General features: G+C 37.5%; 15 protein-coding genes and 1 tRNA gene. 3 read left to right on the forward strand and 13 right to left on the reverse strand.

Going from position 1 to position 12,639, the window contains the following annotated elements; genetic code table 11:
• Positions 1–9 precede the first annotated feature (9 nt).
• Genes mrdA through IP358_RS01385 form a run of 10 tightly spaced genes read right to left on the reverse strand, consistent with a single transcriptional unit; the run spans position 10 to position 7,422 of the window.
• Complete coding sequence (gene mrdA / locus IP358_RS01340) at positions 10–1,857, reverse strand: penicillin-binding protein 2 (protein ID WP_006802075.1); 1,848 nt, start codon at positions 1,855–1,857, stop codon at positions 10–12.
• Complete coding sequence (locus tag IP358_RS01345) at positions 1,858–2,322, reverse strand: hypothetical protein (RefSeq protein WP_248613353.1); 465 nt, start codon at positions 2,320–2,322, stop codon at positions 1,858–1,860. It abuts the gene before it with no gap.
• The gene (locus tag IP358_RS01350) at positions 2,289–2,831 is read right to left on the reverse strand and encodes a GNAT family N-acetyltransferase (protein ID WP_006802073.1); all 543 of its coding nucleotides are present in this window, start codon (positions 2,829–2,831) and stop codon (positions 2,289–2,291) included. Before IP358_RS01350 ends, IP358_RS01345 begins: the two co-directional genes overlap by 34 nt.
• Entirely contained in the window at positions 2,828–3,439 is a 612-nt protein-coding gene (yihA, locus tag IP358_RS01355; RefSeq protein WP_370521410.1) for a ribosome biogenesis GTP-binding protein YihA/YsxC, read from the reverse strand. The genes IP358_RS01350 and yihA overlap by 4 nt, the downstream gene beginning before the upstream one ends.
• Before the next feature lie 11 nt (positions 3,440–3,450).
• Positions 3,451–3,912: an LptA/OstA family protein gene (locus tag IP358_RS01360; RefSeq protein ID WP_006802071.1), complete on the reverse strand. Its 462-nt coding sequence runs from the start codon at positions 3,910–3,912 to the stop codon at positions 3,451–3,453.
• A complete protein-coding gene (locus tag IP358_RS01365) occupies positions 3,909–4,460 on the reverse strand; it encodes a hypothetical protein (protein WP_006802070.1) in 552 nt (183 codons plus the stop codon). The genes IP358_RS01360 and IP358_RS01365 overlap by 4 nt, the downstream gene beginning before the upstream one ends.
• Positions 4,444–4,938: a KdsC family phosphatase gene (locus IP358_RS01370; protein WP_006802069.1), complete on the reverse strand. Its 495-nt coding sequence runs from the start codon at positions 4,936–4,938 to the stop codon at positions 4,444–4,446. Before IP358_RS01370 ends, IP358_RS01365 begins: the two co-directional genes overlap by 17 nt.
• Positions 4,935–5,507, reverse strand: coding sequence for an imidazoleglycerol-phosphate dehydratase HisB (hisB, locus tag IP358_RS01375; RefSeq protein WP_006802068.1), 573 nt, complete (start codon positions 5,505–5,507; stop codon positions 4,935–4,937). The genes IP358_RS01370 and hisB overlap by 4 nt, the downstream gene beginning before the upstream one ends.
• Before the next feature lie 8 nt (positions 5,508–5,515).
• A complete protein-coding gene (locus IP358_RS01380) occupies positions 5,516–6,340 on the reverse strand; it encodes a septal ring lytic transglycosylase RlpA family protein (RefSeq protein WP_006802067.1) in 825 nt (274 codons plus the stop codon).
• A gap of 2 nt (positions 6,341–6,342) precedes the next feature.
• Entirely contained in the window at positions 6,343–7,422 is a 1,080-nt protein-coding gene (locus IP358_RS01385) for a lytic transglycosylase domain-containing protein (protein WP_050754798.1), read from the reverse strand.
• Between the two features lie 283 nt (positions 7,423–7,705).
• Here IP358_RS01385 and IP358_RS01390 point away from each other — a divergent pair, with 283 nt between their 5' ends.
• From IP358_RS01390 to IP358_RS01400, 3 genes are all read left to right on the forward strand, one after another.
• Positions 7,706–8,881: a ferritin-like domain-containing protein gene (locus IP358_RS01390; protein WP_006802065.1), complete on the forward strand. Its 1,176-nt coding sequence runs from the start codon at positions 7,706–7,708 to the stop codon at positions 8,879–8,881.
• An 84-nt stretch (positions 8,882–8,965) separates the two neighbouring features.
• Positions 8,966–10,090: an acyl-CoA dehydrogenase family protein gene (locus IP358_RS01395; RefSeq protein ID WP_006802064.1), complete on the forward strand. Its 1,125-nt coding sequence runs from the start codon at positions 8,966–8,968 to the stop codon at positions 10,088–10,090.
• 9 nt (positions 10,091–10,099) lie between these two features.
• Positions 10,100–10,939, forward strand: a complete 840-nt coding sequence (locus IP358_RS01400; protein WP_006802063.1) for a phosphate/phosphite/phosphonate ABC transporter substrate-binding protein — start codon at positions 10,100–10,102, stop codon at positions 10,937–10,939.
• Between the two features lie 127 nt (positions 10,940–11,066).
• Here IP358_RS01400 and IP358_RS01405 read toward each other — a convergent pair.
• The 3 genes from IP358_RS01405 to rpsT form a co-directional block, all read right to left on the reverse strand.
• Positions 11,067–11,157 (reverse strand) — tRNA-Ser (locus IP358_RS01405).
• Between the two features lie 55 nt (positions 11,158–11,212).
• Complete coding sequence (gene prfA, locus IP358_RS01410; RefSeq protein WP_006802062.1) at positions 11,213–12,283, reverse strand: peptide chain release factor 1; 1,071 nt, start codon at positions 12,281–12,283, stop codon at positions 11,213–11,215.
• Between the two features lie 30 nt (positions 12,284–12,313).
• On the reverse strand, positions 12,314–12,589 hold the full coding sequence (rpsT, locus tag IP358_RS01415) for a 30S ribosomal protein S20 (protein WP_006802061.1): 276 nt from the start codon (positions 12,587–12,589) through the stop codon (positions 12,314–12,316).
• Positions 12,590–12,639 lie beyond the last annotated feature (50 nt).

The following is a 12,639-nucleotide window of genomic DNA, read 5'->3' on the forward strand; positions in this document are numbered from 1 at the left end:
TTTCCCCCCTTATTCCGCTTCTAATTCAAAGTTTAAATCGTTTTTATTTAGGGATTTAGAAGCTTTTTTGTAAGGTTTAACATAGCCTAAATCCACAAGAGCATTTGAAAGCTTTGCAAGCACTGGACCACCTGTTCCACTTCCACTTCCTCCGTGTTCTACCATTATAGTAATCACATAGCGAGGGTTATCAGCGGGTAAAAATGCTGTAATCCACGCTTGTGAGCGGTGAAAATATTCCATATCTTCTTCTTTGATTCTTGCTTTATCTTCTTGTGAGATTCCAACAACTTGCGCAGTTCCGGTTTTGCAAGCTAGATGAGCCTTAGATTCTCTTGTTGCATAAAATGCTGTGCCACCGATTTCAGAACACACTTGACGCATTCCTTCGCGCAAAATGGGAAGCTTGCTTTTTTCAAACGCATTTAGCACATCTTTTGGCAATGCTTCTTGTGTATTTTTGACAAAATGGGGAGTGGGAAGCTTGCCGCTTGCAATTAGGGCGGTGTAGTTTGCAATCTGTAAGGGGGTGGTTAGAAACAAGCCCTGTCCTATGGAGCTAACAACGCTATCGCCTGCAAACCAGTCTTGCTTGTAACGCTTCTTTTTAAAAGAAGGGCTTGGCACGATTCCTATAAATTCATTGGGTAAATCCACACCTGTCTTTTCGCCTAAGCCCATTTTCTTTAACACGCTAGCAATGTTTTCAAAATCTGTGCGTTGGGCTAAAAGGTAAAAATACACATCAACGCTGCGTTTAATCGCTTTGTATAAATCAGCACTTTCGTGTCCCTCTTTTTTCCAATCTCGGAATTTTCTCCCACCTAGCTCAATAAAGGGGGGAGTTTTAATTTCAGTGTTTTCATTAATATCGGTATATTCTAAAAGGGCTAAACCCATTCCCATTTTAATAACGGAGCCGGGAGGATATAAACCATTTATAAACTTATTAATAAGCGGTTTATGGGGATTATCACGCAATGCATTCCAGTTTTCATGAGAGATTCCACCTATAAAATGATTTAAATTATATTCTGGATAACTTCCAGCTGCTAAAATCTCTCCATTAAGGGCGTCCATAATAATTGCCGCTCCATTTTTATTGCTAAAGATGGAATCCATTGCGCTTTGAAGCTTTATATCAAGTGTTGTGATGAGAACACGATTTTCAATAGCTTCTTTATGGGAGACTACACCTACTTCCTGATTGAGTGCAGTAACTTTAACAATCCTTTCGCCTAGCTCACCTTGCAAAAAAGTGTCGTATTGTCGCTCCAAGCCTTCTTTACCGATATTTCCTGTGTATTTTGCGATGGGCTGTTTTTCTATGTCTTTTTGATTTGCGCGACTCACATAGCCTATAATATGTGAAGCAGTGGCATTGTTTGGGTAAAAACGGCGTGCTAATGGGACTATGCGGAGTGTATTGCTTTGGCTAAGTTTAGGATAATATTTCAAAATCTCTTCGTGCCCTACAAAGTCAATCACTGGGATAAACTCGTGGTTGTAAGGGGAGTCTTTTTGCCGATATTTTTTAATTAACTCTTCTTTGGAATATTTTGGAAAAAAAGCTAAGAGCTTTTCTGTCTCTTGCTCTAAAATGGGCAGATTTGCGCGTAAAGATAGGCGTGGTGGCAAGGATATACTAAAACCTACGGTGTTTGTAGCAAGAGGAAGCCCATTGCGATCTAAGATTTGTCCGCGGATTGGGATAATGGGTTCTTGGCGGAGCATATTTTTACTCGCTTGATCTTCAAAGTTTTTATGTTCTAAAATGCTAATGTCAAAGATTTTAATCAATAATAAAAGCCAAAACAATACAAAGGCGCTAAAGAGAAAAAGAATGCGTGAATTCATCTACAAAATCCATAAAAATATCCAAATTAATACTACTTCAGTTCCTGCATAGAGTGCTAAAAGTGGTGAAAACTGCGGAATGTGGATATCAAAAAGCCAACCAAAAAAGCAAAGAAAAGCAAAATAACCAAAATACGCATAAAAAATAAAAAGTGGAATGAAAATTTTGTTATATCCAAAGAATTTACGGAATTTTGGAAGTAAAATTTTAAAGGAAAAGAGTATAAAAAGTAGGGTGCTAAGGAATGGCAAGCCCTTGCTTGCTTCAAAATAAAGAAAAAACGGTGCAAGAAAATAAAAGATTCCAAAGGATTGTGCTTCATATTTTTCTTGTGCAATCACATAGGCAACACCAAAAAGTGGTGGCAAAAAATAATAAATATCAGTGATTGCAACATAAACAATAAAAAAAAGAACTAAGAAAAAAATTCTTAGATTTCTTTTATCAGTGCTATTTCTTCGCATAGTGGAAAATGTTTGCATAAAATACAATCCGCCCAAATTTTTTGATTAGGAATTTTATCTTTGCTAATCTCCATAAAATCAAGCTTTTCAAAGAGTGTGCGTTTGTAGGTTAGCACTAAGATTTCTTTGATTCCAAGTGCTTTGGCTTCTTTTTCACAATCTCTAATCAGTGCTGTGGCAACCCCTAGCCGTTGAGCTTTAGGAGTAACAATTAAACTTCTAATTTCAGCAAGTGTGGTAGAATGTAAATGCAAGGCACAAAAACCTAACATTATGGGGTTTTTCATCGCTCTTAAGAGCTTGTTTTCTAAGATGAGTTTGCCAAAGTTGGAATCCAAAAATTCTTTATTCTTTAAAACTTCTTGTTCTTCCCAAGCAACGCGATAAGAGCGAATCATATTTGCCATAACTTCGGCACTTCTCTCTAAAATCACGCCTCTTTCTACTTCTGGGCGAACAATTTCACGCATTGCTGGAATATCATTTAATACAGGCTGTGTAATAATCATAGGGCATATCCTAATGTGTTTGCTACAATAAAATCCGCAATTTTAGGGGTATTGTGCTTTTTTAAAGAGCTTGAAAATAAAGCGTTTGGAAAGGCAGCTTTTAGCTTGTTTTGCTCATTAACATTAAGCTTATCAAACTTTGTAAAAACCTGCACAAAGCGTTGATCCCCCCTTAAAAATTGTTCCACAAAAGCAACAAGATTGGCATCAATTTCTAAGCTTGGATGTCTGCTATCTACCAAATGCACAAATAATCTAATACAATCCCTTTTGCGTAAAAATTCTACTAAATTGCGATTCCATAATTCCTTTTGGCTTTTAGCAACTTTTGCATAGCCAAAACCGGGCAAATCTACAAACATAAGTTTTAAAACCTCTTGTGTGGAATCTTGCGAGTTTGCTTTCCATTGTGTTGCAAAGAAGTTAATAAGCTGTGTTTTGCCCGGAGTTGAAGAGCTTTTTGCTAGGTTTTTTTGGTTGCATAAGAGATTAATAAGCGTGCTTTTTCCTACATTGCTTCGCCCTAAAAACGCAACTTCTGAGAGCATAGGCGGAGGGCATTGCGAGAGATTTTGCGCCGAAGTTAGAAAGCTTGCGTTTTTTAGGATAAAGTGTTGCATTATTTCTCTTTGTCAAGCTTAAAAATTAGTCGTGCTGGTTTTTTGTCATTACCTATTACATTGATATAGCCAACTTTTTGGCGAACTATGATTTTATCACCACGCACAATATTTTGTTTGCCGATTTCTCGCACAATTGCATTGCCTAAAATTTGATATTCTTGCGTGTTTGGAAAGTATAAGGCTTCATTAGATTCCCCTTCAATTTCTCTTCCATCTTTTAATGCGAACCAAAAACGCACATTGCCAATGGCTTGCATTTTATTAGGGCGATTGTTGGAATCTAAATATACAAAGGCTTCATTGGCAATCAAACGATCGCTTGCGCGTTTAATTTCTACATTCCCTTTTAAATGTGTAAGTTTTTTTTTCTCATCACCGATAAATTCTTGTGCGCTCACCTCAATTTCATCAGCAAACGCAAAAATCCCTAAAATCAGGATTCCAACTAAAAATTTCATTGCTCTGCCTTTAGGATTCCGTGAATATTTGTTGCATAGACTTTTGCATCTTTATAGATAATATTGCGCCCACGAATTGTGGCACTTTTATCTAAAATCACAAACTCTCCCACTCCTTCTAGATTTTTAGAATCTGGGTAATAGCGCGCCTGTTCACTCCAAAACTTTGTAGCATCACGCGTGTAAGTAACGCCTTGTGGAAAGAAAATATCGCTATTGTTATAAAGAGCAAAATCTGCTTGTAAGTATTCTGAAGTTCCGTTATTTAAATTTTTCACATTTAAGGATTCTAGTTCGCTTTCTTTATTTGTATTTTCTCTTGCTTTTTTGCCACTAGCAGTGGTATTTACTCCATTTTTTGTGATTTTAAAATACTCAAAATCAAAGACTTCAAAGCGCGTGATATTTTGTTGCGCTTGTGCAATGCGGGCTTGTTTAATGCCTAAAAACAACACCATTAAAAGACTAAAACCGCACAGAGCAATAAAAAAGAGAGTTACAAATCGCGCACTTTGGTAAGATTTTAGGGGGTTAAGCAAAGAGTTCATAAAGTTTTTTCTCTAAATTTTCTTTTTTGATAAGTTCATCAATCATCGCACGCACAGCACCTTTGCCGCCCTTTTGCTTAAGCACTTTGCAGACATTTTGCCTAACAAGTTTTACAGCATCTTTTGGAGCATAAGAGTGCTTAACAAGTCTTAACATACTTAAATCATTTAAATCATCACCGATAATTGCGACTTCATCTAAGGAAATATTTGCTTGCTCTAAAATTTCTTTTAGGGCTTGTGCCTTGTCTTTAATTCCTTGTTTAATGTAGGTAACTTTTAACTCTTTAGCGCGATTTTCTACAAGTTTAGATTCCCTTCCTGTGATAATCGCAACTTCTCTCCCAAGCTTAATCCAAGCTGCAATGCCTAAGCCATCTTTGACATTAAAAGCTTTAATTTCTGCTCCACTATCGCTATAAATAATGCTTCCATCACTCAAAGTGCCATCTACATCTAAGACAATAAGTCTAATCATAGCACGCCCTTTGTGCTAGGGATTCCAAGCGCATTATTTTTCACGCAAGCCCTACGCAATGCCACTGCAAAGGCTTTAAAAGAAGCTTCAATTAAATGGTGCTGATTTTTTCCTCTTTTTGCAATGATATGTGCTGAGATTCCAGCATTTTGCACAACAGCACGAAAAAATTCCTCTGCTAACTCGGAATCAAACTCCCCAACCTTGCCACTAACAGGGACTTTATACACTAAAAAAGGGCGATTGCTTAAGTCTAAGTCGCATTCTACGCATGCTTCATCCATTACAATGCTGGCATTACCAAAGCGTTCTATTTGGCTAATGGGAAAAAGTGCTTGTTTTAGCAATGTTCCTATAACAATTCCGCAATCTTCCACGCTGTGATGAAAATCTACTTCTAAATCTCCCTTGCAATTAAGATTTAGATTCCAACTTGCGTGCTTGCAAAGAGATTCTAGCATATGGTTAAAAAATCCGATTCCACTTTTAATCTCCCCATTACCCTTTCCATACACTTCTAAAGAAGCGGTGATCTGTGTTTCTTTTGTGTTGCGTGTTAATGTTTGCATATTTTAGCCTATTCTGTGGTGATAAATGCACCTGCAATTTTTTGTGAAGCAATAAAATCCCTTGCTTCTTCCTCACTTTTAAATCCACTTAACATTACGCGATAAATGGGTGCGCCATCAAGCATATATTCTTTAATGATGGCGTGATAGCCGTGTATATCAGTGTGGCTTTTTTGGTAGCTTTGCGCGCCTTCTTTGCGCCTAAATGCCCCAATTTGCACAAGGAATTGTGAGAGTTGTATTGTTTTTTGTGTTGTAGCAACCTTGTATTCACTGCGTGCAATGGTTTCTTGGTTGAGCGGTAAAGAATTGGAGATTGTGCCATTAAATCCGATAACTTCTACACGCACACGCGCTGTGCCTTTTGCCATCATATCAATATCTTCTGCAGCGCTTTTGGATAAATCAATAATTCTGCCTGCAATAAAAGGACCTCTATCATTAATGCGCACAATTGTTGATCGACCATTCTCTTTGCTCGTTACGCGCACAATCGTATTCATTGGCAGGGTTTTATGTGCAGCAGTGTGTGCATACATACTATAAGTTTCTCCATTGGAAGTTTTTTTGCCGTGAAACTTTGGACCATACCAACTTGCGATTCCATCATAAGTTTCTCCTAGTGTTACGGTTGTGGGATAATACCATTTGCCATTGATTTGATAAGGACGCATTGTGGCTTTTTGTGATTGTGCGCTATTGTTCATTGAGCCATAATTAGGAGCACCGCCATTATAAGGAATGTTTGTTCTCTTGGAGCCACAGCCACCAAGCAGTAAAATTGCTATGAAAATCCCTGAAAAAACTTTAAAAAAGATTCCAATAATTTGCATTTTTATCCCTTATTTAGTGGAATTACAATCTCTTGATTGATAGAGAGTGTATTGCTATTTAGGATTCCATTGTGTTGTGCGATTTGCTTGCTTGGGACACCGTAGCGTTTAGCAATAGAATACATTGTATCTCCCTTGCCTACGCGATGCACAAGATAAGGTTTGACTTTAATCTCTTGATTTTGGGCGTTCTCTTTGTATTGGGCTAGGAATTGATAGGGTAAATGCACGCTATAAGTTTTGGCGAATGTTGGGGTGATTGCGCGTTTAAATTGCGGGTTATAGCGCTTTAATTTGTTTAAAGGAATTCCAGCTTTAGCAGCAATTTGGCTAAGTGGTGTGGCAGGAGCTACTTTAATGGTTGCTAGAAGAGAGTTTGCTCCACGATTTAAGAAGTAGTCATAATCATTTGTTTTTAATGTATCAATATTGTGAAAAAATAAGGAAACTGATAGGATTTTGCGGATATACATTCTGCTTTCTAGTGGAATGTATTTCTCATTTGGATCTAAGAGTACACTTAGTGAGTCGCTTCCTGCCTTTTCTATTGCTCTTCTTAAGCGCCCATCTCCACAATTATATGCAATAGCGGCTAGATACCATTTGCCAAAAGAAGCTTTGAGATATTTTAGATACGCAATGGCAGCTTGTGTGGATTTAATGGGATCTTTGCGTTCATCAATTTGTGCATTAATGGAAAGTCCCAAGGATTGCGCAGTTTTTGGCATAAACTGCCACATTCCTATGGCGCGTTTGTTAGATTTTGCCGTGAGTGAAAAGCCTGATTCTATCATTGCAAGATATAAAAATTCTTGGGGAATACCTTCCTTTAAAAACATTTCTTTCAAGGTTGGAATAAACTCTTGTCCGTCTTTAAACTTCGCAAGTAAATAGTTTTGATGTGTATCGTTAAAAAATGTGTTTTTTACATCAAGAAAGTAGGGGTTATTTAAAAAATCTGGTTCTACTTCAAAGGTTTTTAGTACTTCTTCACTATGTATATCATAGCTTAAATCATCAAATTGCGCGAAACTAGAAGTTATAAAAGTTAGCAAACAAAGTAAAACATAAAAAAATTTCATTTTTAGATAGCCTTGCATTAAAAATTACATTTAAAAATTAAGATTAAGTTTAAAAAACTTTGATTTTATCTAAAAAAAGCTAATTTTGCAATAAATTGTCCTACAAAGAAAAATTAAGAAAATAAGGCAAGAAAAGAGTCTAAAGCATTAAGAAAAACATTTTAGATAGTTTTAAAAGGTTTTGTGTTATAATCAAAACCTTTACTGCAATATTGCCATTGCCGTGTTGTTTTCCGTGTGAAAAATCCATAGCTCACGCTACAATTTATTTTAAAAGCCAAAAATGCCTACAAATACAATTTTTATGGGAGAGATTCCTTTAGGAAAACTCTTTTTTATGCGCCTTGAAAATGCGTTTTTACTTGCTTTGGAGAATGCAACGCTTGAAGTGGTAAGTGATTTTGATAATTTAGAGTCCGAGCTTAATGCGTGGTGCCGTTTAAAGGGCGAAAAGTTCATTCAAAAAACCCCTTTAAAGCATTGCTCTAGCTACACGCTTCAAAAGCAATCTAAAAATGCTTTCACGCCTTTAAAAACCGATTCTATCTTGTCTCTTGCGCCAAGTAATTTTGGGCTAAGTGCTAGGGATTCTATACCACAGATTGCAAGCCCAGAGTATGACTTTATGTTAAGCCACAAAGAGAGCGTTTGGAGTGAGAATCTAACACGTCTTTATGAAGACTCTAAAGTGGCACAATGGAATGCAACAAGTGAGATTGAGTGGGGTGCGATTCCAACTTATGATAAATCCTTAGAATTTGCCATTGCGCAAGTTATGACTTATCTCGTAGAAAATGAGTTTTCCGCCCTTTATGTGCCTGCAAAATTTTTACCAAAAGTTTCGCCTTATTACACAGAAGTGCCTTTACTCCTCTCTAGTATTATCGGTGATGAAGCAAGGCATATTGAAGTTTTCATTAAGCGTGCAAAAGCCACAGGTTTAGGGCTTCAATACTCTACGCTAACTACTCAGCAAAGCCTTTATACGCTTTTTAAAGAAGAAAATTACTTTGTTTCTAGTTTTTTGTTACACATTATGGGAGAGGGGACTTTTGTAGATTTGTTACATTTTTTAGAAGAGCATATCCCTGATGCGCCGACAAAAAAGCTTTTGCGCCTTGCAAGAAAAGATGAAATGCGCCATGTTGCCTATGGAATGGCACATATTAAGCAAGGTTTAAGCGAAAATCCTAACAAAATCGTGCTTTTAAAACGCTCTGTGTTAGAGCGGAGAAGTTATTTAGATGAATTAAGTGGGGAATCTACGCTTTTATTGGAGTCATTAGCTGTAATTGCTGGTGGTGGAAATTCTCCAAATGCTATAAAAAGAGGATTTGAAGCCTTAGAAGAGTTAAAGAAAAAAATGGAAAAAAATCGCACAAAACGCTTGATAGAATGCAGAATTGATGAAGAGCTTGCAAGGGAGTTAAGCAAGGCACATACACCAAACTTTATGTGAATCTTTTTTGGTGGCGCAATTTGCGCTATCACAAAGGGTTTATCCTTAAAATCCGTGAGATTATTAACAAAAAAAGGAGCTTAAATGCTAGAGAAAGAAACACTTTTGGATTCCACACTTGCCTTTGGAGCGGAGTTTGTCGCACCTGTTACACAAGATGCTGATTTGCAAGGAAAGTTTCCAAAATCTGCTTATGATGCCTTAAAACAAAAGGGTTATATGGGGCTTTTAGTGCCAAAGGAATATGGCGGTTTAGGTGGAGGAAACTTTGAACATACTCAGGTTTGCTATGCTTTGGCACAATATTGTGCTACAACAGCACTTTGCTATATGATGCACAATACTTCTGTGGCGGGGCTTTGCGCGAGCGGTTCTGATGAGCTAAAGCAAGAGTTTTTGCCAAAGGTTGCTAAAGGGGAGATTGCCTTTGCTCTTGCCTTTAGTGAAAGTGGCTCTGGGACACATTTTGGAGAGCCTGATATTACAGAAGAATTAAGTGGTGAAGATAGAATCCTAAATGGGCGAAAGAGCTTTGTAACTTCTGCGCAAAATGCGGATTATTATCTAACTTATACAAATTCCTGCATTAATCAAGGTGCAAAAAATATTTGGCTTGTGCATAAGGATTCTAACAATCTTTTGCACGAAGAAAATGTATGGAATGGTCTTGGAATGCGTGGTAATGCTTCAAAGCCTGTGCAATATAATGGTGTGCGTGTGAGTGAGCATTTAAGAGTGGGTAAAGAAGGAGACGGGGAGAGTGCTACTGGGGCTGTTTTAATGCATTTTATTACTGGACTTGCAGCAGTGTATAGCGGACTTGCAAAAGCGGCGTATGATTGTGCGTTAGAACATACAAAAACAAGACAATACACAAACAAGACTTCTCTTAGTGATGTGGAGCTTGTGAAAATCCACTTAGCTGATATGTATGCTAAGGTTCAAAGTGGAATTGCATTAGCACTTGATGCGGCAAGTAGCTTTGATAAAGGTGCTGATGATGCGGTTGTAAAAATCTTTGCTTCGCGCATTAATGCAACACATAATGTCTTAGATGTCTGCACTCTTGCAATGCGTTTAGGCGGTGGAAAGGCATATAGCAAGCTTTTGCCACTTGAACGCTATATGCGTGATGCGCTTGCTTCACAAGTTATGGCACCTAGTCTTGATGTGTTAAAGGTATGGCTAGGTAATGCGATTACAAAATAAAGGAAAACTATGCAAACATTACTTTTAGGCGCGGTTGCGTATGACCCAAAGGTTGTGCCTATTTGGGATATTATTAGGGATTATGCAAATGAAAATGCAAAGACTTTTGGCATTAAACTAGATTATGTGCTATTTAGCAATTATGAAAGGCAAGTTGATGCGCTGTTAAAGGGGCATATTGATATTGCGTGGAATACAAATGTAGCGTGGATTCGCACTTTGCATGCGACAGGAGGCAAGGCAAGCGCGCTGGTTATGCGTGATACGGATATAGATTTTACGACGAAATTTGTTTGTAAAAAGGGAAGTAGAATCCAAAGCCTTGCTGATTTGGCAGGTAAAAGATTTGGTTTAGGCTCTATGGATTCCGCTCAAGCGGCGATTATGCCTTTGTATTATTTGCAAAAAGAGCAAGACGGTTTAGATTTTCAACTCTCCATTGTGCGTTATAATAGTGATGTTGGCAAGCACGGAGATACAGGTAGAAGCGAGTTTGATCTCTTAGAAGCGATTAAAAAAGGTGAGTTAGATGCCGGAAGCATTGGCTCTAGCACTTGGATTAGAATCCTAGAAGAAGGGAGTTATCCTGATATTGAAAGTTTTTGGAGTAGCCCAGGGTATTGCCATTGTAACTTTTCTGTTTTATCAAATTTGGATTCCAACTTAGCGGAATCTTTTAGCCAAATGTTACTTAGCCAAAATGCTAAAAAAGATAATCCTATCATTGCAAAAATGATGCAAATGGAAGGATTAAATGCTTGGGTTAAAGTAGGGGAGAGTGAGCTTAGAGCTTATGATAGCATTCATCAAGCAATGCAAAAACAAAATCTTTTAGAAAATAATCTTTAAATATTCAAACCACTGCGTGCAAAATGCGTGGGGGTTGCAAGTAAATAAAATCACAAATTTCAATCACTAGATTAACTTAATATGGAATCCATTTTTGGTATTTGTTACAGTGGAGATTTATAAAGAGTGGCGGACAGAGAGAGATTCGAACTCTCGGTAATCTTGCGACTACGCATCCTTAGCAGGGATGTGGTTTCAGCCAACTCACCCATCTGTCCAAAGAATAAAAAGAAGCGTAATTATAGCGGATTTAAGTAAAAGAGAGCTTAAAGATTATGCAATTCCACTATTTTGCAAGGCTTCTGCTTGAAAATACGCGACAATAGGATCAATAACGGAATCCAAATTTCCACTTAACATAATTTCCTCTAGGCTATAAAGCGTAAGTCCAACGCGATGGTCTGTCAAGCGGTTTTGTGGATAGTTATAAGTGCGGATTCTCTCACTTCTATCTCCACTTCCAACTTGAGATTTTCGAGCTTCTGCGTTTTGTTCCATTTGTGCTTCAAGCTCCGCTTCATAGATTCTAGCCTTTAGGATTTTCATCGCCTTATCTTTGTTTTTATGCTGGGATTTTTCATCTTGCATAGATACACTAATGCCTGTGGGAATATGTGTAATTCTAACGGCGGAATCTGTGGTATTAACGCATTGTCCGCCGTGTCCGCCTGCGCGAAAAACTTCAATGCGTAAATCATTAGGATTTATCACAACTTCTACATCATCAACTTCAGGCATAATGGCAACTGTGATTGCTGAGGTATGCACCCTGCCTTGTGATTCTGTTGCTGGAACGCGTTGCACGCGATGTGTGCCACCTTCATATTTTAGCCTTGAATATGCTCCCTTGCCTTTAACAAGTGCGATGATTTCTTTATAGCCCCCAACACTATTTTCACTAGAGCTGATAATCTCTACTTTCCAACCTTTAAGATCTGCATAGCGAACATAAGCGCGGAATAAATCGCCCACAAAAATCCCTGCTTCATCTCCCCCTGTACCCGCACGCAATTCCAAATAAATATTTTTATCATCATTGGGGTCCTTGGGCAATAATAAGACTTTAATTTCTGCTTCTAATTTCACATTTTGTGTTTCTGTTTCTTTAATTTCTTCTTTTGCTAAATCGCCAAGCTCTTTATCATCTAGCAAAGCTTTATTCTCTTCAATGCTTTGGAGATTGTTAAGATAAGCGCGTGCCTTTTCTACAAGCTCTTCTAGGTCGCTTTGTTCTTTGCTAAGTTCTGTAATGCGTTTAATATCATTTAAGATATTAGGATCAACAAGTAATGTGCTAATTTCATCATAACGTTTAATGAAAGGCTGAAGTTTGGAAGCTAACATATAAGAGCTTTGGGGAACAAACGCTAAGATTTAAGCGTTTGCTAGGGCAAGTTTTTTTACAGAAGCGTTTAGACGACTAACTTTTCTAGCGGCTGTATTTTTAGTTAGGATTCCTTTGCTAACATAGCTATGAAAGTTTTGATTGATTTGTTTCATAGTTTCTTGTGCTTTATTTAAATCTTTCGCATCAATAGCCTCTTTTAAAGCTCTTGTCATATTTTTAATTCTTGTTTTATAATAGCGATTTCTTTCTGTGCGCTTTTTTGTCTGACGAATGCGTTTCTCTGCCGATTTATGATTTGCCATAGGGTATTAATCCTTTTGTAAAAAATTTAAGCTAAAATTCTATTTAACAT

Origin of the sequence: Helicobacter winghamensis ATCC BAA-430 (assembly GCF_028751035.1) — a bacterium.
GTDB lineage: Bacteria > Campylobacterota > Campylobacteria > Campylobacterales > Helicobacteraceae > Helicobacter_D > Helicobacter_D winghamensis.

Excerpts from the sequence above, each read along its gene's own strand:
- mrdA (WP_006802075.1), bottom strand. The coding sequence starts at position 1,857 with ATGAATTCACGCATTCTTTTTCTCTTTAGCGCCTTTGTATTGTTTTGG.
- IP358_RS01345 (WP_248613353.1), bottom strand. The coding sequence starts at position 2,322 with ATGCGAAGAAATAGCACTGATAAAAGAAATCTAAGAATTTTTTTCTTA.
- IP358_RS01350 (WP_006802073.1), bottom strand. The coding sequence starts at position 2,831 with ATGATTATTACACAGCCTGTATTAAATGATATTCCAGCAATGCGTGAA.
- IP358_RS01360 (WP_006802071.1), bottom strand. The coding sequence starts at position 3,912 with ATGAAATTTTTAGTTGGAATCCTGATTTTAGGGATTTTTGCGTTTGCT.
- IP358_RS01365 (WP_006802070.1), bottom strand. The coding sequence starts at position 4,460 with ATGAACTCTTTGCTTAACCCCCTAAAATCTTACCAAAGTGCGCGATTT.
- IP358_RS01370 (WP_006802069.1), bottom strand. The coding sequence starts at position 4,938 with ATGATTAGACTTATTGTCTTAGATGTAGATGGCACTTTGAGTGATGGA.
- hisB (WP_006802068.1), bottom strand. The coding sequence starts at position 5,507 with ATGCAAACATTAACACGCAACACAAAAGAAACACAGATCACCGCTTCT.
- IP358_RS01380 (WP_006802067.1), bottom strand. The coding sequence starts at position 6,340 with ATGCAAATTATTGGAATCTTTTTTAAAGTTTTTTCAGGGATTTTCATA.
- IP358_RS01385 (WP_050754798.1), bottom strand. The coding sequence starts at position 7,422 with ATGAAATTTTTTTATGTTTTACTTTGTTTGCTAACTTTTATAACTTCT.
- IP358_RS01390 (WP_006802065.1), top strand. The coding sequence starts at position 7,706 with ATGCCTACAAATACAATTTTTATGGGAGAGATTCCTTTAGGAAAACTC.
- IP358_RS01395 (WP_006802064.1), top strand. The coding sequence starts at position 8,966 with ATGCTAGAGAAAGAAACACTTTTGGATTCCACACTTGCCTTTGGAGCG.
- IP358_RS01400 (WP_006802063.1), top strand. The coding sequence starts at position 10,100 with ATGCAAACATTACTTTTAGGCGCGGTTGCGTATGACCCAAAGGTTGTG.
- prfA (WP_006802062.1), bottom strand. The coding sequence starts at position 12,283 with ATGTTAGCTTCCAAACTTCAGCCTTTCATTAAACGTTATGATGAAATT.
- rpsT (WP_006802061.1), bottom strand. The coding sequence starts at position 12,589 with ATGGCAAATCATAAATCGGCAGAGAAACGCATTCGTCAGACAAAAAAG.